General features: G+C 71.9%; 16 protein-coding genes. 6 read left to right on the forward strand and 10 right to left on the reverse strand.

Going from position 1 to position 19,023, the window contains the following annotated elements; all coding sequences use genetic code 11:
• The first annotated feature begins 236 nt into the window (after positions 1-236).
• Entirely contained in the window at positions 237-866 is a 630-nt protein-coding gene (locus ACGWYJ_RS23215) for a LysE family translocator (protein ID WP_395108365.1), read from the forward strand.
• A gap of 18 nt (positions 867-884) precedes the next feature.
• Here the strand turns inward: ACGWYJ_RS23215 and ACGWYJ_RS23220 are convergent, their stop codons facing one another.
• The 3 genes from ACGWYJ_RS23220 to ACGWYJ_RS23230 all read right to left on the reverse strand — a co-directional run bounded on the left by ACGWYJ_RS23220 (position 885) and on the right by ACGWYJ_RS23230 (position 5,188).
• On the reverse strand, positions 885-1,787 hold the full coding sequence (locus ACGWYJ_RS23220; protein WP_395108366.1) for an ATP-binding cassette domain-containing protein: 903 nt from the start codon (positions 1,785-1,787) through the stop codon (positions 885-887).
• Positions 1,788-1,938: 151 nt separating this feature from the next.
• Positions 1,939-2,493: a hypothetical protein gene (locus ACGWYJ_RS23225; RefSeq protein WP_395108368.1), complete on the reverse strand. Its 555-nt coding sequence runs from the start codon at positions 2,491-2,493 to the stop codon at positions 1,939-1,941.
• Positions 2,494-2,794: 301 nt separating this feature from the next.
• Complete coding sequence (locus ACGWYJ_RS23230) at positions 2,795-5,188, reverse strand: D-alanyl-D-alanine carboxypeptidase family protein (RefSeq protein WP_395108370.1); 2,394 nt, start codon at positions 5,186-5,188, stop codon at positions 2,795-2,797.
• 263 nt (positions 5,189-5,451) lie between these two features.
• Between ACGWYJ_RS23230 and ACGWYJ_RS23235 the strand changes: the two genes are divergently transcribed.
• On the forward strand, positions 5,452-5,871 hold the full coding sequence (locus ACGWYJ_RS23235) for a CBS domain-containing protein (protein WP_395108372.1): 420 nt from the start codon (positions 5,452-5,454) through the stop codon (positions 5,869-5,871).
• A gap of 35 nt (positions 5,872-5,906) precedes the next feature.
• Here the strand turns inward: ACGWYJ_RS23235 and ACGWYJ_RS23240 are convergent, their stop codons facing one another.
• Positions 5,907-7,070, reverse strand: a complete 1,164-nt coding sequence (locus ACGWYJ_RS23240; RefSeq protein ID WP_395108373.1) for an aminotransferase class V-fold PLP-dependent enzyme — start codon at positions 7,068-7,070, stop codon at positions 5,907-5,909.
• 162 nt (positions 7,071-7,232) lie between these two features.
• Between ACGWYJ_RS23240 and ACGWYJ_RS23245 the strand changes: the two genes are divergently transcribed.
• From ACGWYJ_RS23245 to ACGWYJ_RS23255, 3 genes are all read left to right on the forward strand, one after another.
• Positions 7,233-9,119 (forward strand): ABC transporter ATP-binding protein, encoded by a 1,887-nt coding sequence (locus ACGWYJ_RS23245; RefSeq protein WP_395108374.1) that lies wholly within the window; start codon positions 7,233-7,235, stop codon positions 9,117-9,119.
• A gap of 122 nt (positions 9,120-9,241) precedes the next feature.
• Positions 9,242-10,051, forward strand: coding sequence for an SRPBCC family protein (locus ACGWYJ_RS23250; RefSeq protein WP_395108375.1), 810 nt, complete (start codon positions 9,242-9,244; stop codon positions 10,049-10,051).
• Positions 10,048-10,983 (forward strand): SRPBCC family protein, encoded by a 936-nt coding sequence (locus ACGWYJ_RS23255; protein ID WP_395108376.1) that lies wholly within the window; start codon positions 10,048-10,050, stop codon positions 10,981-10,983. The genes ACGWYJ_RS23250 and ACGWYJ_RS23255 overlap by 4 nt, the downstream gene beginning before the upstream one ends.
• On the opposite strand, the gene ACGWYJ_RS23260 is transcribed toward ACGWYJ_RS23255, so the two are convergent.
• Positions 10,968-11,279 (reverse strand): YchJ family protein, encoded by a 312-nt coding sequence (locus tag ACGWYJ_RS23260; protein ID WP_395108377.1) that lies wholly within the window; start codon positions 11,277-11,279, stop codon positions 10,968-10,970. The two genes, ACGWYJ_RS23255 and ACGWYJ_RS23260, sit on opposite strands and share 16 nt — an antisense overlap.
• A 220-nt stretch (positions 11,280-11,499) precedes the next feature.
• Here ACGWYJ_RS23260 and ACGWYJ_RS23265 point away from each other — a divergent pair, with 220 nt between their 5' ends.
• Positions 11,500-12,999 carry a methionine--tRNA ligase gene (locus ACGWYJ_RS23265; protein WP_395108378.1) on the forward strand — a complete coding sequence of 500 codons (1,500 nt, stop codon included), beginning with the start codon at positions 11,500-11,502 and terminating at the stop codon, positions 12,997-12,999.
• Here ACGWYJ_RS23265 and ACGWYJ_RS23270 read toward each other — a convergent pair.
• Genes ACGWYJ_RS23270 through ACGWYJ_RS23290 form a run of 5 tightly spaced genes read right to left on the reverse strand, consistent with a single transcriptional unit; the run spans position 12,996 to position 19,020 of the window.
• Complete coding sequence (locus ACGWYJ_RS23270) at positions 12,996-13,997, reverse strand: amidohydrolase family protein (protein ID WP_395108380.1); 1,002 nt, start codon at positions 13,995-13,997, stop codon at positions 12,996-12,998. The genes ACGWYJ_RS23265 and ACGWYJ_RS23270 overlap by 4 nt on opposite strands.
• On the reverse strand, positions 13,994-14,404 hold the full coding sequence (locus tag ACGWYJ_RS23275; protein WP_395108382.1) for a metal-sulfur cluster assembly factor: 411 nt from the start codon (positions 14,402-14,404) through the stop codon (positions 13,994-13,996). Before ACGWYJ_RS23275 ends, ACGWYJ_RS23270 begins: the two co-directional genes overlap by 4 nt.
• A gap of 47 nt (positions 14,405-14,451) precedes the next feature.
• Entirely contained in the window at positions 14,452-15,501 is a 1,050-nt protein-coding gene (locus tag ACGWYJ_RS23280; RefSeq protein ID WP_395108383.1) for a phosphotransferase family protein, read from the reverse strand.
• 52 nt (positions 15,502-15,553) lie between these two features.
• Positions 15,554-16,336: an ABC transporter ATP-binding protein gene (locus ACGWYJ_RS23285; protein ID WP_395108384.1), complete on the reverse strand. Its 783-nt coding sequence runs from the start codon at positions 16,334-16,336 to the stop codon at positions 15,554-15,556.
• Positions 16,333-19,020: an ATP-binding cassette domain-containing protein gene (locus tag ACGWYJ_RS23290; protein WP_395108385.1), complete on the reverse strand. Its 2,688-nt coding sequence runs from the start codon at positions 19,018-19,020 to the stop codon at positions 16,333-16,335. The genes ACGWYJ_RS23285 and ACGWYJ_RS23290 overlap by 4 nt, the downstream gene beginning before the upstream one ends.
• Between the last annotated feature and the right edge of the window lie 3 nt (positions 19,021-19,023).

Consider the following 19,023-nt stretch of genomic DNA (forward strand, 5'->3'; position numbering starts at 1 on the left):
CGTCCAAAAGCGCGACCGTGACAAGTCCACCATCGTCGGCTACGGCTACCCCGAATACCGCAAGTAAGACCCAGGGAACCCCGACAACAACCACACAACACGATCAACCCACAGGGCGCCCCGCCACCACCACCGGTGGCGGGGCGCCCTCTGTCGTTTCGGGCGGCGATGGACCCGTTCCCCGAGGGTCGATTGGACCTGTGCCAGGGGACGGGCCGCCTCATACCGTTCGGACCATGACCCATCCGCTGCCGTTCCTGCTGGCCGCCACCGCCCTGATCGCGATCCCCGGTCCGAACCATCTCTACATCGCCGCCCGCGCCGCCGCGGACGGGCGGCGTGCCGGGCTCGCCTCCGCCATGGGGGTGGAGACCGGCACGCTGGTGCATGTCGCCGCCGCGGCGGCCGGGCTGTCGGCGCTGGTGGCGGCCTCGGCCGCCGCGTTCGGCGCCCTCCGGTACGCGGGCGCCGCGTACCTGATCTACCTGGCGGTCCGCACCTGGCGGGACCGCGCCGATCGGGACGACCCGGTGCCGACGTTCAAGCCGCTGGGCCGCGTCTACCTCGACGGGCTGCTGATCAACCTGTTCAACCCCAAGGTCGTGCTGTTCTTCCTGGCGTTCCTGCCGCAGTTCGTGGACCAGGAGGCCGGTGCCGTCCCCGTGCAGATCGTGGTCATGGGCCTGGTGACCGGCCTGATCGGGCTCGTCAGCGATGTGCTGTACGCGGTGGCGGGCGGCGCGATCGGAAGCCGATTGCGAGAACGGCCGGTGTTCCGGCGCCGCCGGCGGTACGCGACCGGCGCGATCTACCTGGGCCTCGGGGCCGCCGCCGCGCTCACGGGCCCCGGCTCGCGGCGCCTCTGATCTCCCTGGACGGCGGGGTCAGGTCTGGGCCGGACGGGGCGTTTCGGAGATCGGGGAGTCCACGGGCGCCGGTCCGGGTTCCGGTGCCGGTTCGGGGGTGGCGCCGCCGGCGACGCGGCGCCGGCCGTGCTGGGCGGCGAAAGCCTGGCGCAGCTCGCACACCACGTCCTCGGCGGGCCGGGTGATGATGCCCGCGACACGTCCCGCCGCCAGGAACATGACCCGGTCGGCGAGCGCCGCGGCGTCGGGCCGATCGGTCACGGCGACGACGGTGGTGCCGAGCTCGCCCGCGCAGCGCCGCAGCACCTCGAACGTGGCGGCGGTCATGGCCTCACCGGACTCGCTCTCGTCCACGAGCAGCACGCTCGGATCCGGCAGGAGCGCGGCACCGCACATGGTGAGGTGGCGCAGGCCGTCCGGCAGGTCTCCCACGAGGGTGCTCAGGTGCTCCCGTAGGCCCATCGTCCCGGCCACGTGCTCGATCTGTTCGGCGCGGGACCCCACAGGAAGGCCCGCCAGGGCGCCCGCCCATTCCAGGTTCTCCATCACCGTGCGGTCGAGGAAGGGCCGCGAGTGGGAGAGCGCGAACCCAACCTCGTCCCGGCAGATCTGCCGTACCTGCTGCGGCATCCACGGCCGGGCGTCGCCGCGTCCCACGTAGACCCGTCCCACGCTCGGGGGCTCGTGACCGGCCAGGCAGGCCAGCAGTGTGCTCTTGCCGGAGCCGGAGGGTCCCATCAGAGCGCACAGCTCGCCCGCCCGGAAGGCCACGTTCACGTTGTCGAGGGCCGGGTCGCCGCCGGGGTCGTAGGTCTTGGTGAGCCCGGTGGTGTACGCGGCCACCAGGCGATTGTCGGCGCGCTGCCGGAAGGTCCGTTTGCGCGTCCCGGCCGGGTGGGTGATGCGCGGCATCGTCGTCATGCAGTCCCCCGATTGCATGGCTGGCTACGTGCGGAATCAGAGCTATGGCCAGCTTGCACGAATGTTCTGTTTCGTCGTGTAACCGCCGCGGAGATCTATGACAAAGACGACCTGCGGAAACACCCGCCGCGCGGGCCGGCCCGGGCGGGTCTCAGGGCCGCGCGCCGGGCGTCGGCTGGGCGCGCCTGTCCGCCGGGCGGTGGCCCTGGACGCCGGCGGGGACGAGCAGGGCCATCGCGCCGATCAGGAGGGCCAGCGCGGCGCTCGGCCGGCTCGGCTCCAGCCCGATCCAGGACGCGTCGACGTAGGCCGCGTGCGAGGAACCGGCGGCGGCGAAACCGAGCGCGAAGCCGAACACCCCCGTCGCCAGCCCGCCCAGCGCGGCGAACTGCGACGTCCGCCAGCGCCGCTGATCACGGCGGGACCGCAGGCCGCGGCAGCCCGCCCATACCAGCAGGAGCCCGGCCAGCGACGCGCCGGTGACGGCCAGCGGCCTGAACAGGATCTGCGCCGCCTCGCTCACGGCCTGGGACCCCGAGGAACCGGGGAACTCCGTGGGTGGCGTGCCCGTGCCCTGCGCGTTCGCCGTCGTCACCACATCGGGCGGAGGTTCCAGCAGCCAGCCCACGCCCTTGACCGCCGCCGCCACGTAGAAGAGCCCCGCGACCAGGACGAGCATGCTCACCAGCGTCCGCGTCGTGGTCATGAGGGGCGGGAGGCGGCGGAGCGAATCCCGGGGTCTCCTCGACGCCATCGGGCCGCGGACGCCCGTCACCTGGCGCGGGTCACTCACAGTCCGTCCCCCCGAAACGCTCACCGGCCGGCGCGTTCCCGCGTCGGCTCCCCGTTCCCGCGCTGCGGCCGATGACCTGCGGAATCATCGTCCGGCGCGGTCAGAGGCTGCAATGCCCGGAGGTGCCTCGGAGTAGGCTCGGAGTAACCGAAAAAGAATCTCAAAGATCCACTCCCGGCGGGCCCATCACCGCGGTGGATAAAGGGGCCGGGCGTCAGCCGAGGCGTGTGAGGCGCTTGTAGAGAGAAGGCTCCTTCAATTCCCGTCCGAGGACGAGCGGGAAGCTGGATGTGCCGGCCTTTACCGTCCCGATGCGCGTCCCTTGCGCGCCCGTGTGCGGCACATTGCCTTCGATTCCGATCCGTACGGTCAGGCCCGGCCAGCCGACAAGGGTAATGGGAGAACCCGCGTTCACCGGAGTACGACCGCCCAGTCCGTCGAGGACCTGTCCCACTTGGGCGCCGCTGGGCGCGAGCGTGACCGTGGTCAGGTAATTCCCGGCCGCGGCCAGCAGGGCACGGGTGGCCTCAAGCGCGCCCATCGCGCTGGTCGACCGCTGCCCCATCACCGCGCCCAGGAACGTCACGTTCGACCCGCCGGCCCGGGCGCGCGCCGCGAACACGAAATTGCCCCCCGCCGCGTCGGTGAAGCCGGTCTTGCCGCCCATCACCCCGTACTGGCCGAGCAGCACGTTGCCGCCCATCCGCGGCGCGCCGCCGTCGTCCGGGACGTACATGCGCTTGGCCACGATCTCCCGGAAGGCCGGGATCTTCATGGCGGCGCGCAGCAGCTTCACCTGGTCGGCCGCCGTGCTCACGGTGCCCGCGTGGTAGCCGCTCGGATCGGTGTAGGTGGTGCGGGTCATCCCCAGTTCACGCGCGGTCTCGTTCATCTTCCGGATGAACGCCTGCGGGTCGCCCGCGTCCCAGCGGGCCAGCTCATGCGCCACGTCGTTCGCCGAGATGATCATCAGGGCTTCGAGCGCCTTACGCTCGGTCAGCCGCATTCCCGCCTTGACATCGAGAATCGACTCGCCGCGCTGCTTGCGCGCGGGAATCTGCGCGGCCGCCTGCGGGGACACGGTGTAGGTGGGTCCGGCCTGGCCCGGTGCCAAGGGGTGGCTCCGAAGGAAGACATAGGCCGTCATCACCTTCGCGACACTCGCCGTCGGTGTGGGCGCCGAGCCGCCGGACGACGCCATGCTCCCGACGCCTTCCACGTACAGGGCCGTCTGCCCCTGCATGGGTATCGGAAGTGCCGGCGGCGTCCCCGGGAAAGTGTGGCTGGTTTTCGCCAGCGTGAGCCGCATCGTCGGCTCGGGTAGCGGCCGGACGAGCTGCCCTACCGCCGTTCCCGCGACAAGGACCAGCACCATGATGGCCGCGTAGAGCGCGAACCGGCCCTTCTTCTTACGCTGCTTCTCCTCGCCGGTCGCGGCTTCGTAGGCCGCTTGGAATTCCTGTTCTCTTCCCTCCCCGCCTTCACTGCCGTATTCGTCGTGGACGGGCGGCCCGTAATACGGCGGCGCGGCACCGGCATTCTGAGGTTGTTGCGGCCGCGGGTATTGGGGCTGGGCGGGCGCCGCGCCATATTCGGGCGGCGCCGCGTACTGCTGCTGCGGTTGCGGATTGACCCGCGGCGGATTGGCCTGCGGAGGTGCGGGAGCCTGCGGCTGCGCCTGGGCCCAGGACTGCGGTTGTGGCTGAGGCCGTGGCTGGACCTCAGGCCGGGGCTGGGCGTGCGCCTGCCGCTGCGCCGGAGGCCGCTGCTGCGGTGTTGGTTGTTGCGGAGGTGGTGTTGGTTGCTGTTGGGGTGTCGGCTGCTGCTGAGGTCGCCGCTGCGGCAACGGTTGTGGCTGAGGCCGAGGCTGCGGCTGTGTCGGGGGCTCGACCCGGGTCGGGGGAGCCGCCGCGGGCGGAGGCATGGGCGCGGGCGGAGGCGCGGGTGGCTGGACGGGGCCTCGGTAGGCATGGCGAGGCTTATAAGCCCCTGGCTCCTGTTCAGCCGGAGGTGGAGAGGGGGACGGAGCCGGGGGCGGGGACGTGGGCGCGGATGCCTCTTCGCCATCGCCCCGTTCGGCTGCGCCGTCGTCCGGTTCCTCGTCGGACGGGGAGGGTTCGGGCCTCAACGCGGCCACGTCGATCTCCGGCACCGTGACCGCCGGGGGCGTCGGGGCGACCTTCGGATCGATCTCCGGGACGGTCGGCGCCGACGATGGCGCGGGGGTCGCCCACTGCCCGGTGTTGTTCAGGGTCACCTTGACGGATGCCGGAACTTCGGAGTCCTCGGCTTCCTCGGAACCCTCCGAGCCCTTGGAACCCTCCGAGCCTTCGGAGTCCTCGGAATCATCGGAGTCCTGGGAGCCACCAGGGTCGTCCGAGTCGTCGGAGCCTTCGGAGGACGCCGGCTCCGTGGCCGGAGCCTCGTCCTCGGCGGCCTCTTCCGTCGCCTCGTCGGTGGTCTCTTCGGTGTCGGCGGCCTCGTCAGAAGCGTCGTCGACGGCCTCGGAGGCTTCCTCCGCGGTCGTCGCGGTCCCCGTGGTCTCATCGTGGTCGTCGATGCGTCCCGGGGGCTCCACTGGATCCTGCGTGGGCGCCGAATCCGTCACGGCGCGACCTCCTGGGCTCGTGTGAACGGGCGGGTGGGAGCGGTCTCGCCGGCAACTCCCCGTATACCTCCGAAGGATGCGTAGTTTAACGGGAAAGTTCGCACGAGCAGGTACGGGCCCCGAAGGCGGCCCTACCCGGCATGGCCGTAACCGAACGCCGTCGGACGCCACCGCTCTTGTCCGTGAGTGAGCCCGGATCTGCCGGGTAGGGCGTGGGTGTCCCCGGGGCTGGCGTGAACTCGACCCGCAAGGAGAAGAGGCCGATGGCCACGAAGGTGCGTGACATCATGACCGGGTCGCCGACCGCGGTCTCCCCTGACCTCGACATCGTCACCGTCGCGCGGGCGATGCGCGACGAGGACATCGGCGCCGTGCTGGTGGCCGACTCCGAGCGGCTCCACGGGCTGGTGACGGACCGCGACCTGGTGGTGCGCGGTCTCGCGGCGGGCGGCGATCCCACCCAGATCAAGGTCTCCTCCATGGTCAGCGACGAGCCGGAGACGGTCCGCCCGGACGACTCGCTCGACACCGCCGTGAAGCGCATGCGGGAGCGGGCGGTGCGGCGGCTGCCGGTCGTGGACGACGGTCAGGCCGTGGGGATCATCTCCCTGGGCGACCTCGCCATAGAGCGGGACGCCTCTTCCGCGCTGGCCCAGATCAGCGCCGCCAGGCCCAACACCTGAGGCACCGTCCGGCCGGGGACGCACCAAGGGCCGGATCACGGGACGGGAACGGCCGCCACCAGGCGGTCGATCTCCTCCTCGGTGTTGTAGTAGTGCGCCGACGCCCGGATGGCGGCGGGCGCGGTCTTGGAGTCGTAGTGCTGGGTGGCGCCATCGGTGACGCTGACGTTGATGCCCTGCTCGCGCCAGGACAGCTTCAGTTCTCGCGCGTCGTGCCCTTCCACGGTGAACGTCACGATGCCCGACCGCCGTTCACCGCGGTCCAGGACGGTGACGCCCGGACGTTCCGCGAGGGCCTCCCGTAGCCGGGTGGCCAGGCCGGTCACCCGTTCCTCGATCGCGGGCAGGCCCATCTCGGCCGCGACCTCGGCGGCCACGCCCAAACCGATCTGCCCGGCGACGTAACGTTCCCAGTTCTCGAAGCGGCGCGCGTCGTCCCGTATCTCGTACGTGTCCGGCGCGGTCCAGGACGCCGAATGCAGGTCGAGGAACGGCGGTTCCAGAGTGCGCAGGATGGACCGCCGGACGTACAGGAACCCCGTTCCGCGCGGGCCGCGCAGGAACTTGCGGCCGGTGGCGGACAGCATGTCGCAGCCGATCTCGCCGACGTCCACCCGGATCTGGCCGATCGACTGGCAGGCGTCCAGGAGGTACAGGACGTTCGCGTCCCTGCACAGCCGCCCGACCTCCTCCGCCGGGTTGACCAGGCCGTTGTGCGTCGGCACGTGGTTGAGGGAGACCAGCCGGACGCCGCCCTTGTCCAGCTCGGCCTGGAGCGCGTCCAGGGAGATCTGCCCGTGCTCGTCGTCGGGGACGACATCGACCTCGACCCCGCGCCGCCGCGCCATCTGCATGTACGGGATCGCGTTGCTGGGGTACTCGCTCGTCGTGGTGAGGATGCGGTCACCGGGCGCGAACGGGATCGAGTAGAACGCCATGTCCCAGGCGCGGGTGGCGTTCTCCACGTAGGCGATCTCGTCCCGTTCCGCGCCGATCAGGCCGGCCACGGCGTCGTAGAAGCGTTCCCGCGCGGGTTCGGCCTGGTCGGACGCCTCGTACCCGCCGATCGTCGCCTCCAGGCCGAGATGCTCGGCGACCGCGTCGATGACCTGCTTCGGCGGGAGCGCCGCCCCCGCGTTGTTGAGGTGGACGACCTGTTCACAGCCGGGTGTCTCCGCGCGCAGCCTGCCGATGTCCACGTCCGTACCTCCTGCCGGGCGCCGGGTTGTCGTACCCGGATGGGACTCTAGCCGGGACCGTGGAGAGGTTGACCTCGACCAAACTTGAGGTCGCATGCTCCTGGTGAGCGGCCGCCGTGCCGGGCGGCGGCGCCCACGATCCCGGAAGGCGGTCCGAGCAGCATGGACATGGAGGTCACGGCGTGGATGTCGCTGCACCACGCCATGAACGCCAAGGACGACCGCAGGCCCTTCTCCAAGGCCACGCTGAGGCGCATCGCCCGGTTCGCGCGCCCGCACCGCCGTCTGCTGGCCCTCTTCCTGGTGTCGAGCGTGGTGCTGGCGGTGCTCGCGGTGGCGACGCCCGTCCTGGCGGGACGGGTGGTGAGCGCCATCGTCGACGGGTCCGACACCGGCACGGTGGTGTGGCTGGCCGTGCTCATCGCCGGGCTGGCGCTGGCCGAGGGAGGGCTGGGGCTGGTCAACCGGTGGCTGTCGGCCGGCATCGGCGAGGGGCTGATCCTCGACCTGCGCACCGCCGTGTTCGACCACGTCCAGCGGATGCCGGTCGCCTTCTTCACCCGCACCCGCACCGGCGCGCTGGTCAGCAGGCTCAACAACGACGTGATCGGGGCGCAGCGCGCGTTCAGCGACACCCTGTCCGGGGTGGTCAGCAACCTGGTGACGGTGCTGCTCACGTTCGCCGTCATGGTGCGGATCTCCTGGCAGATCACCCTGCTGGCGCTGGTCCTGCTGCCCGTCTTCGTGCTGCCGGCCCGCCGCATGGGCTCCCGCCTGGCCCGGCTGGAACGCGAGGCCGCCCGCCACGACGCCGCGATGAGCACCCAGATGACCGAGCGGTTCTCCGCTCCGGGCGCCACGCTGATCAAGCTGTTCGGCCGTCCCGACCGCGAGTCCGCCGAGTTCGCCGCGCGGGCCCGCCGCGTCCGCGACATCGGCGTGCGCACCGCGATGGTGCAGCATGTCTTCATCACCGCGCTGACCATGGTGTCCGCGCTGGCCCTCGCCCTGGTCTACGGCCTGGGCGGGTTCTTCTCGCTGCGCGGCCAGCTCGACGCCGGCGCGGTGGTCGCGCTCGCCCTCCTCCTGACCCGGCTGTACGCGCCGCTGACCGCGCTGGCCAGCGCCCGCGTCGAGGTGATGAGCGCGCTGGTCAGCTTCGAGCGGGTGTTCGAGGTGCTCGACCTCAAGCCCCTGGTGGCCGAGCCCGCCAGGCCCGTCCCGATCCCGGACGGGCCGGTGTCGGTGGAGTTCGACAAGGTCCGTTTCTCCTACCCGTCCGCCGACAAGGTGTCGCTGGCCTCGCTCGAAGAGGTCGCCACCCTCGACACGCGGGGCGGCGTCGAGGTCCTGCACGACATCTCGTTCCGCGCCGAGCCCGGCGAGATGGTCGCGCTGGTCGGCTCGTCCGGGGCGGGCAAGTCCACCATCGCGCAGCTGCTGCCCCGCCTCTACGACGCCGACTCCGGGACGGTGCGCCTGGCGGGCGTCGACGTCCGCGACCTGAGCTTCGCCTCGATCCGCGCGACCCTGGGCATGGTCACCCAGGACGGCCACCTGTTCCACGAGTCGATCCGCGACAACCTGCTGCTGGCCCGCCCGGAGGCCACCGACGACGAGCTGTGGGACGTCCTGCGGCGCGCCCGCCTCAATGACCTGATCGAGGCGCTCCCCGACGGTCTCGACACCATCGTCGGCGAGCGCGGCTACCGCCTGTCCGGCGGCGAGCGCCAGCGTCTCACCATCGCCCGGCTGCTGCTGGCGCGGCCCCGCGTGGTGATCCTGGACGAGGCGACCGCGCACCTCGACTCCACGTCCGAGGCCGCCGTGCAGGAGGCGCTGACCGAGGCGCTGGAGGGCCGCACCGCCGTGGTGATCGCCCACCGGCTCTCCACCATCCGCGCCGCCGACCACATCCTGGTCGTGGAGGACGGCCGCATCGTCGAGCGCGGCACCCACGACGTCCTCCTCGCGGCCGGTGGCCGCTACACCGAGCTGTACCGCACGCAGTTCGACCAGCAGCCGTCCGAACTGGAACCCATCCGCTGACCGTCCGTGTAACGGCCGCTGTGCATGGCGCGACCAGATCGTCCTTGACTCGCGTTTTGTTTTGTCCGCGTTTGTAGGGGTAATCCGCGCAGGACCCCAGCGGACGGCGAGGTGAAGGACGGATGACCTTCCGGACAGGAGTGGCCATCGGGGCCACCGGCTACCTGGCCGGACGGTCGTTGCGCACGGTGTCGCGGCGGCTGCGTCCGGCTCAAAGGCTCGTCGATCACTACGAGGCGAAACTCGACCGCGCACTGCGGTCATTGGTGAACAGAGCCGAACGGGGCGGGCCGCTCACCAAGGCCGCCCTCACGGGTGTCCGCGCCCTCAGCGAAGGCCGGTCACCCGTCCGGGCGCTGCTGAGCGCGGGCTGGACGGCACTGAAGGAGACCCTCGCCGGGATCTTCCGCGGACGCGGCGGAAAGGGACGCCCCACGACCATCGTCGAGCAGATCGACGTCGGCGCGCCCCGCCGCCTGGTCTACGACCAGTGGACGCTGTTCGAGGACTTCCCGTCCTTCATGAAGAAGGTCGTCGCCGTCGACCAGACCGCGGACGGCGCGCTCGACTGGAAGGCCAGGGTCTTCTGGTCGACCCGCACCTGGCCGTCCACGATCGTCGAGCAGCTCCCGGACCGGCACATCGTGTGGCGCTCCGGCGGCCGCGTGGACGGCACGGTCAGCTTCCACGAGCTCACCCCCGACCTCACGCGCGTGCTGCTGGTCATCGAATACCGCCCCCGCGGGCTCATGGAACGCGCCGGCAACCTGTGGCGCGCCCCCGGCCGCCGAGCCCGCCTCGAACTCAAGCACTTCCGCCGCCATGTGATGACGCGCTCGCTTCTCGACCAGAGGGACGGCTGGCGAGGCGAGATCCGCGAGGGACGCGTCCTCGGCGCAGGCGACGGGACGAAACGGAGGAACGCATCATGAAGCTCGGAACCGGCGCACTCCCCACCGGCAGGCTGGCCAGGAGGCTCCCCGGCGGGCGCCGCGGGAGGCCGTCCACGATGAACCGCTTCCCAGGCCGCCGCTCGAAGTCCCGCCTCCCCGGCGTGCGCGCCGCGGGCACCGCCGGAGGCGTCCTGCTGGGCGCGGGCGCCGCGGTGGCGGCGGGCCGGGCGGCCCAGCGGCTCACCACCCACCGCCAGGACGACGGCCGGGACGAGGGCCAGAACAAGGACAAGGACAAGGGCCGCCCGGCGGAGGCCGGGTCGCGGGACGACCGGGACACCGGCGAGCGCGGGGAGGAGTCCCCCAAGGGCCTGCTCGGCCGCGTCAAGGAGGCGCTCGGCTCCAAGGGCGGCGGCGCCACGAAGGTCAAGGTCACCAACATCGAGGAGCACATCGACATCGGCGCGCCCCGCCGCCTCGTGTACGACCAGTGGACGCTCTTCCAGGACTACCCGTCCTTCATGAAGAAGGTCGTCAGCGTCGACCAGGCCGCCGACGAGAAGCTCAACTGGAAGGCCAAGGTCTTCTGGTCCAGCCGCCAGTGGGAGTCCACGATCCTCGAACAGGTCCCGGACCGCCACATCATCTGGCGCTCCACCGGCGCCAAGGGCCATGTCGACGGCGCGGTCAGCTTCCACAAGATCGCCCCGAACCTCACCCGCGTCCTGGTCGTGCTCGAATACCACCCGCAGGGCCTCTTCGAGCGCACCGGCAACCTGTGGCGTGCCCAAGGGCGCCGCGTCCGCCTGGAGCTGAAGCACTTCCGCCGCCACGTCATGACCCAGTCCCTCCTCCATCCCGACGAGGTCCTGGGCTGGCGGGGCGAGATCCGGGACAGCGAAGTGGTCAAGACCCACGACGAGGCCGTCGCCGAAGAGGAGAAGGCGGAGGAGCCTCAGTACCGAAGGTAATGGGCGCGGAACTCGACCGTTCCCTCGGTGTGGAAGGGACTGCCCTCCGTGGTGTGGACGATGTCCAACCGCTGCCAGCTGAGGCCCGGGTCGAGGTCGACACGGGGCGGGCGGGTGGCGGGGTGCCAGGTGGCCAGCAGGTACGCGGCGTCCCGGACGGCGAAGGCGCTGAAGCGGGAGCGCATCAGCTCTTCGGCGGTCTTGGCGCGGGCCTCGCCGCGGTGCAGGCGTCCGCAGCAGTCCTGGTAAGTGGCGGGAAGGCCGCACGGGCACGGCCGGGACGAGCGTTTGGGCATGGCACCAGTCTGGAGGACGAAGCGCCGGCGATCACCACGCGGTGGTCGCCGGCGGCGGCGCGCGGCGGTTAACATGAGGGTATGAACTCGTTCGCGTGCACGATGATGGCCCCTTCGCGGGGCCGCTGACGCTGCACGGACGTTTCCTTTCCGAGGCCCTGCACCGGGGCCTCGATTCATTTGCGCGGTCGAAGGCCCCAGGGGCGTACTGGAGGTTTCCATGACCGCGCCGCACATCTACATCACCACCACGATCCCTTACGTGAACGCGCGTCCCCATCTGGGTTTCGCGCTGGAGCTCGTGCAGGCGGACGTGCTCGCCCGGCACCATCGGCGGATCGGCGACCGCGTCAGGTTCCAGACCGGCACCGATGAGAACGCGCTGAAGAACGTGCTGGCGGCGGAGGCCGCGGGCGTCGGCGTCCAGGAATTCGTGGACGCCAACGCCGCCGCGTTCCTCGGCCTGGCGGGGCCGCTGTCGCTGTCGGTGGACGACGTCATCCGTACCAGCCGCGACCCGCGCCACCGGGCCGGGGCCGAGCGGTTCTGGCGGGCCTGCGCCGACGCGGGAGATCTGTACCGCAAGCAGTACGAGGGGCTGTATTGCGTCCAATGCGAGCAGTTCTACGCGGATGCCGAGCTCGCCGACGGCCGCTGTCCCGAGCATGGCACCGTGCCGCAGCGGATCTCGGAGGAGAACTGGTTCTTCCGCCTGTCGCGTTATGCCGGCCGGCTGTACGAGCTGGTCGAGTCGGGGGCGGTGCGCATCGAACCCGCCGGCCGGCGCAACGAGGTGCTGTCCTTCATCGCGGGCGGGCTGGAGGACTTCTCGGTGTCCCGCTCGTCCGAACGGGCGCGGGGCTGGGGCATTCCCGTTCCCGACGACCCCACCCAGGTCATCTATGTGTGGTGGGAGGCGCTGACCAACTACGTGAACGCCCTCGGATACGGCACCGGCGGCGACGATTACGAGCGCTGGTGGACCGGCGCCGACCGGCGCGTCCACCTGCTCGGCAAGGGGGTTCTCCGGTTCCACGCCGTCTACTGGCCGGCGATGCTGCTGTCGGCCGGGGAGCCGCTGCCGACCGACATCCTGGTGCACGACTACCTCACGGTGGGACGCCGGAAGCTGAGCAAGTCCGGTGGCGTGACGCTCGATCCGGCAGGGCTGGTCGAGCGGTACGGCACGGACGCGGTCCGCTGGTGGCTGCTGCGTGAGGTGCCCCGGGTGGGGGACGCCGACTTCACGCCGGAACGCCTCGTCGACCGCGCCGACGACGAGCTGGCCAACGGCGCGGGGAACCTCGTCCACCGGGTCGTCACGCTGATCCACCGTTACCGCGACGGCGTGGTGCCCGAGGCCGAGGCGGCGACCGCTGAAGGGCTGGACGAGGCGATCCGGCGGGCGCCCGGCCTGGTCGCCGATGCCCTGGAGGACGTGGACTTCCGGCGGGCGACCGGCGCGGTGCGGGACGTGGTCGACGAGGCCAACCGCTTCATCGACCGCGTCCGCCCCTGGGAGATCGCCAAGACGGGGTCGCGGGACCGCCTGGACGCCGTGCTGGTCGCGCTCATCGGGGCGTGCCGGGAGGTCGGCGGGCTGCTGGAGCCCTTCCTCCCGGACGCGGCCGCCCGCATCGCCCGCCAGTGCTCGGCCGTGGACGGACGGCTGCCCGCGCCCGCGCCGCCGTTCCGCCGCCTCGGCGCCGCGAGGGGTTAGCGGCGGCCGAGGCGGGCCTTGGTCTCCTCCACGTCCATGCCGTGCAGGCGCAGCAGGTTCTCGCCGAGGATCTTCCGCTTGGCCTGATCGGTCAGCTGCGGGTAGCCGTAGCCGTCGCACAGGTCCTGGGGGATCTGGAAGTCCATGAACGCCCTCAGCGCCCACTGCGGATGGAAGATCGGCGCCTCCGAGCCGTACACGATCTTGTCCTCGCCGCACCAGAACAGCAGCTTGCCCAGGATCTCGGCGAACATCCGCGGGGCGCGCACCACGAAGTTGATGGTGGCGGCCAGCGAGGCGTACAGGTTCGGGTAGCGGATGAGCTGCCAGCAGGTCTCGTCGAGGAACGGCAGGCCGACATGGAAGATGACGAAGTTCAGGTCGGGGAAGTTGGCCGCGGCCCCGTCCATGTCCCAGGTCTGGGTGTGCTCGATGGGCTGCGGGCCGAGCGGCACGCCCTTGTGGACGCCGATGAGGTTCACGCCGAGCTGCTGGGCCTTCTCGAAGATCGGGAACGCCACCTGCGGGTCGTCCATCCGCCAGGGGTACGGGGACCCGTAGTCGTAGCGGACGTTGTAGAACTTGAACGCGCGCGCGCCGAACTCGCCGACCTGCCGTTCCATGAGGTCGAGGGCGCGGCGGCCTTCGAGCGGGTTGACCGAGCCCCAGAAGATGGTGCGGTCGGGGTCGCGGGCGGCGAGGTCCGCGCACCGCTCCCAGGGGGACAGCCCGTCGTGGTAGAGGTCGGTGAGCGGCAGCGGCATGGCCACGAGCATGTCCGTGTCGGACTCCTCGTAGACCATCCGGTGGATGTCGGGCACCGTCCACTCGCGCAGGAACTCCTCCGGCGGCAGCTTGGGCTTGTCGTCGGGGGTGAGCGCGTTGTGGAAGGCGTAGAGGTGGTTGGAGAACATCTCCCCGGGCGTGCCGAACGCGTTCTTCTTCTCGAAGTTGAACACGTGGGCGACACCGTCGAACACGAACGCGTCGTCGATCATGGCGGGGGCTCCTTCCGGGCCTGGACGGTGCGGGGCCGGTGCGCGTCGAGGTAGGCGTCCCGGTCGCCGATCTCGGCGGGGGACGGGAGGAAGCGCAGGGCGGACGCGGCCTTGGGCGAGAGACGGCCGGTGGTCCACGCCTCGTCCCAGACCACCTCGACCTCGGCGTCGGTCACGCCCGGCTGTGCCGCGACCCGGTCACGTATCTCGGTCAGCAGCGCGCTCGCGAACGGGCACCACCCGGTGGTGAGCAGCAGCTCGATCCGGGCCCGCCCGCCGTCGAGGCGGGCGGAGCGCACCAGCCCCATGTCCAGGACGGAGATCCCTTTTTCACGACAGCAGGGGTCATAGACGTCACCTAGGGCGTTCGCCGCCCACACCGGCACTTCTGAGGGCACATCGGCCATGCCGCCATCATGAACCGCGTTCGGTCCCCGAGAAAGACGTCGAGATTTCAACCATCTGAAATGACGCCGCCCAGCGCGTCCCGTGCCGCCTCGGCCAGGCGGACGCCCAGGTCGGCACGGGCCTCGGCCTCCTCGCGATAGCCGTCGTCGGCCATGTGACCGGCCAGATAGCGGGCGCGGACACCGACGCCGATGCACGCCGACCGCCACCGCGCGAACGCCACCCAGTACGGGACGTCCGACACGTCACGTCCGGACAGCCGCGCGTAGCGGGCGACGACCTGCTCGCGCGTCCCGAACCCGGGCACGGTGGTGGGACCCGGCGGGGACGGGCCGTCGCCGTCGTCCGGCTCCTGCCAGGACGCCACCAGGTAGCCGAGGTCGGCCAGCGGATCGCCCGAGGTCGCCAGTTCCCAGTCGAACACGGCGCGCACCGTGCCGTCCGGGCCGAACGCCAGGTTCCCCGGGCGGTAGTCACCGTGGACGATGCCGTTGGCCTGCGCCGGGATGCGGGCCGCCAGCAGGTCGTGCACCTCGTCGAGCAACGCCAGTTCGGCGGCGCCCGACTGGTGCGCCTGGTGCCGCCAGCGCCGCAGTTGCCGCTCGGCGTACCCGGTGCGGCGCGCGAAATCGCCGAGCCCGGCCTTGTACGGGTCGACGGCGTGCAGCGCGACCAGCACCTCGACGAGGTTCCTCGCGGCCCGACCGCGCGCCGGGGGCTCCAGCCGCAGCGCGGACGCGGGGTCGGCGAGGACGAGCCCGTCCACGAACCCCATCACGGAGAACGGGGCGCCCGTGACCGAGGTGTCCTCGCAGTACGCCAGCGGCGGCGCCACCGGGACGCCCGTCCCGGCGAGCGCCGCGATGAACCGCCACTCGCGGCCCATGTCGTGCGCGGTCTCCAGCACCCCTCCCAGCGGGGGACGGCGCAGCGCGTACGTCGCGCCCGCCGCGTCGGTGACGCGGTAGGTCAGGTTGGACCGGCCACCGGAGACCAGCGCGAAGGAGACCGGCCCGGTGAGCCCGTCCACGTGGGACGCCAGCCAGCGTCCGACGCGTTCGACGTCGATGCCCGGGGGTTCGGGGGAGGCGGCCATGCCAGCGACCGTACTGCGCCGCGCGACCCCCGAGAAGCGGACGTTGCGATCATCAGGGCGCGGGAGGACCCTGCGCCGCGGGCCGTCCCAGATAGGCGGCGCGGACCCGTGGATCCGCGGCGATCTCCGCGGGGGTTCCGGCGGCCAGGGTCCTGCCCATGTCGAGGACGGTGACGCGGTCGCACAGGCGCATCACGAACGAGACGTCGTGCTCGACGAGCAGCACGCTCGTGGCCGAGCCCGCCAGCCCCTCGATCGTGCGGACCACGACGTCGGTGCTCGCCTGGTCCATGCCCGAGCACGGCTCGTCCAGCAGGAGCAGGCGGGACTCGACGGTCAGCGCGCGGGCGATCTCCAGGGACCGCGCGGGCCCGATCGGCAGCGAGCCCGCGTACTGCTCGCGGACGTCCTCCAGGCCGCACCGGCGCAGCACCTCCTCGGCGCGCTCCCGGCGTTCCCTCTCCCTGCGCCGCGAGCGGGGGAGGTCCAGCAGGTCGGCGGCCAGGCCGGAGTCCCGGCACTCCTGCGGGACGAGCAGGTTCTCCATCACGGTGAGCGGCGCGAAGACCTGCGGAACCTGGAACGTGCGCCGCAGCCCTCGGCGGGCGCGCCGCAGGGCGGCCTCGCCGGTCACGTCCGTGCCACCGATCAGCACCCGTCCGGAGGCGGGACGGCGCAGCCCGCAGATCACGTCGAACAGGACGCTCTTGCCCGCCCCGTTGGGCCCGATCAGCCCGTGGACCTCCCCCTCCGCGACCTGGAGGGAGACTCCGCGCAGCGCGTGCACGCCGCCGAACCGCACGTGGACGTCCTCCACGGCGAGGGCATCGGTCATCGCCCGGCCTCCTTCGCCCCGGCCAGGCCGAGATAGGCGTCCGCGAGACGGCCGGGGTCGGCCTCGGCGGACGGGCCCGACCAGAGGATCGTCCCGCCGCGCAGGACGGCGACGGTGTCGGCGACCCGCAGCGCCTCCCCGGGCTTCTCGGCGGTGAGCAGGATGGCCGTCCCTCGCTCCTTGAGCTCGCCGAACAACTCCAGGATCTCCTCCACGATCAGCGGGGCCAGCCCGAGCGACGGCTCGTCGGCGAGCAGGACCCGGGGCGGGCGGACGAGCAGCGGCGCGAGCGCGAGGATCTGCTGCTCGCCGCCCGACAGCACCCCGGCGGACTGGGCGCGGCGCTGCGCCAGCCGGGCGAAGCGGTCGTAGACGCGGTCGCGGTCGGCCGCGTCCGGCAGCCGGACCCGCAGGTTCTCGTCGGTGGTCAGGCCCGGGAACACGCCACGTCCCTCGGGCACGAGCAGCAGGCCCGCGCGGGTGCGGCGGGGGACGCTCCAGCCGGTGACGTCCTGGCCGTCCAGGAACGTGCGCCCTCCGGAGGACGGCAGCGTGCCGGCCAGGCAGCGGCAGAGGGTGGACTTGCCGGCTCCGTTGGGTCCCAGCAGGGTGATGCAGCGGCCCTCCTCCACGCGCAGGTCGATGCCGTGCAGGACCTGTCCTGAGCCGTATCCCGCCACCAGGCCCCGCACGTCCAGCAGGGCGAGGTCGTCAGGGGAGGGCGACGCGGGACGGTCCGCGACCCGAGCGGAAGACCGCGGCCCGCTCCGTGACTTGCGTCGTAGCCGTGACCGCAGGCCGGCCATCATGTGCATCGCCCCGTCCGGATTGCGGGCCAGGCCGATGCCGCCGAGGCCGAAGAGCAGGGCGGCCAGGTGCGGCGACTCGCTCACGTACTCGCCGAGCACGGCCGGGAAGACGGCGAAGAACAGGCCCGCCAGGACCGCGGCCCCCGGGCTGCGCACGCCCATGACCACGACGATCGCGAACCAGGTGAACCCGGCGACGGCGGTGAAGTCGGTGGCGATGACCTGCTGGTTGTACATCGCCAGCAGCACGCCGCCCAGCCCGGCGACGGCGGCGCCGAGCGCGAACAGCGACAGCTTGACCCGGACGAGCGAGACGCCGGTCATCACGGCGGCGGCCGGGGCCGACCTGACCGCCAGCGCGGCCCGTCCGGTCCGCGACCGCGGCAGGTTGCGGATCATCCACACCAGCGCGCAGACCAGGGCGAGCAGGCACAGCGCGAAGACACGGTCGTCGGCCAGGTCGACCGGGCCGAGCGCGGGACGCGGGATCGTCCAGCCCTCGGGCAGGTTGCCGACCGCCTCGATCTGGAAGACCAGGTAGTCGCCGATCAGCGCGAGCGCCAGCGTCGCCAGCGCGAGGACCAGCCCGCCGAGCCGCAGCGCGGGCAGCGCGACCAGCAGTCCCGTCGCCGTGGCCACCGCGACCGCGGCGAGCAGCGCGAGCGCCAGGGGCCAGCCGTGGTGCAGGAGAAGGCCCGCCGTGCAGCCGGCCACCGACACGAACGCCGCCGTCGCCAGGTTGGCCATGCCGCCGATGCCGGTGACGATCGTGAACGACATGAAGACGATCGCCATGGCCAGGCCCTGGACGATCAGGCCGGCGGCGTAGTCGCCGGCGGCGAGGGCGATGTAGGCGGCGAGCAGGGCGGCGGCCACGGCCCACGGCAGGGCGCGGCGCCAGCCGGCCAGGTGCGCCAGCGGGTCGGGCGGCGGAGCGTCCTCGGCACGGGTCCCCGCGACCCGTCCCGCCGGCTTGATGACGAACAGCAGCGCGAACAGCAGGAAGAACGGGACGGCCGTGCGGAACCCCAGCACGTCCCGGGCGAAGGTCGCGTACCCGGCGACGAGGTTCTGCACGACGCCGAGGGCGAGCCCGCAGCCGAACGCCAGCGGGATCGAGCGCAGCCCGCCCAGGATCGCCGCCGTCGCCGACACCATCGTGATCATGATGAAGTCGCGGGCGCTGAGCCCGAGGACCGGCGCCGCCGCCATGCCCGCGACCGCCGCGATGGTGCCGCTCAGCATCCAGGCGGTGGTGGTGGTCCGGTCGGTGTCGACGCCGCGCAGGGACGCCAGCTCGCGGCGGTCCACGGTGGCGCGCATCGACAGGCCCAGCCGGGTGCCGTGCAGGACGAGCCACAGCGCCATCGCGGTCACCGCGGCCAGGACCAGGATCACGACCTGGTTGGAGTCGATGACGACACCGTCCATCAGCGTCCAGTGCCGGGTGGGGGAGGGGCCGAGCCCGGGGGCGCGGGCCACGTCGTGCCCGGACTCCAGGTCGAGTCCCAGGTCGACCACCAGCCGTTCGACGCCCCACAGGCCCAGCGCGGGCAGGGCGATCAGCAGGCTGATGGTGCCCACGACCCGCCCGGTCTCGTCGGCCTCGGCCAGGCGGTGGAACATCAGCCGGGCCAGCGCCCAGCCCAGCAGGACGCCGACCGTGGCGACCACGGTCACCGCCGACAGCCACACCGGCCAGTGCAGGCTGGCCACGAGCTGGAACAGGACGAAGGCGCCGAGGAACGCGACCGCGCCGTGACCGAAGTTGAAGACCCCTGAGGCGGAGTAGGCCAGCACGAGACCCGACGCGAGCAGCGCGTACAGGGCGCCGGACACCAGCCCGCTGAGGATGTAGCCGATCAGCTCCGGCATCGG

The organism is Actinomadura sp. SCN-SB (assembly GCF_043906805.1).
GTDB lineage: Bacteria > Actinomycetota > Actinomycetes > Streptosporangiales > Streptosporangiaceae > Spirillospora.

Bases quoted from the DNA above. Each gene is read 5' to 3' on its own strand.
- ACGWYJ_RS23215 (WP_395108365.1), top strand. From the start codon at position 237: ATGACCCATCCGCTGCCGTTCCTGCTGGCCGCCACCGCCCTGATCGCG.
- ACGWYJ_RS23220 (WP_395108366.1), bottom strand. From the start codon at position 1,787: ATGACGACGATGCCGCGCATCACCCACCCGGCCGGGACGCGCAAACGG.
- ACGWYJ_RS23225 (WP_395108368.1), bottom strand. From the start codon at position 2,493: ATGACCACGACGCGGACGCTGGTGAGCATGCTCGTCCTGGTCGCGGGG.
- ACGWYJ_RS23235 (WP_395108372.1), top strand. From the start codon at position 5,452: ATGGCCACGAAGGTGCGTGACATCATGACCGGGTCGCCGACCGCGGTC.
- ACGWYJ_RS23245 (WP_395108374.1), top strand. From the start codon at position 7,233: ATGGACATGGAGGTCACGGCGTGGATGTCGCTGCACCACGCCATGAAC.
- ACGWYJ_RS23250 (WP_395108375.1), top strand. From the start codon at position 9,242: ATGACCTTCCGGACAGGAGTGGCCATCGGGGCCACCGGCTACCTGGCC.
- ACGWYJ_RS23255 (WP_395108376.1), top strand. From the start codon at position 10,048: ATGAAGCTCGGAACCGGCGCACTCCCCACCGGCAGGCTGGCCAGGAGG.
- ACGWYJ_RS23260 (WP_395108377.1), bottom strand. From the start codon at position 11,279: ATGCCCAAACGCTCGTCCCGGCCGTGCCCGTGCGGCCTTCCCGCCACT.
- ACGWYJ_RS23265 (WP_395108378.1), top strand. From the start codon at position 11,500: ATGACCGCGCCGCACATCTACATCACCACCACGATCCCTTACGTGAAC.
- ACGWYJ_RS23270 (WP_395108380.1), bottom strand. From the start codon at position 13,997: ATGATCGACGACGCGTTCGTGTTCGACGGTGTCGCCCACGTGTTCAAC.
- ACGWYJ_RS23275 (WP_395108382.1), bottom strand. From the start codon at position 14,404: ATGGCCGATGTGCCCTCAGAAGTGCCGGTGTGGGCGGCGAACGCCCTA.
- ACGWYJ_RS23280 (WP_395108383.1), bottom strand. From the start codon at position 15,501: ATGGCCGCCTCCCCCGAACCCCCGGGCATCGACGTCGAACGCGTCGGA.
- ACGWYJ_RS23285 (WP_395108384.1), bottom strand. From the start codon at position 16,336: ATGACCGATGCCCTCGCCGTGGAGGACGTCCACGTGCGGTTCGGCGGC.
- ACGWYJ_RS23290 (WP_395108385.1), bottom strand. From the start codon at position 19,020: ATGCCGGAGCTGATCGGCTACATCCTCAGCGGGCTGGTGTCCGGCGCC.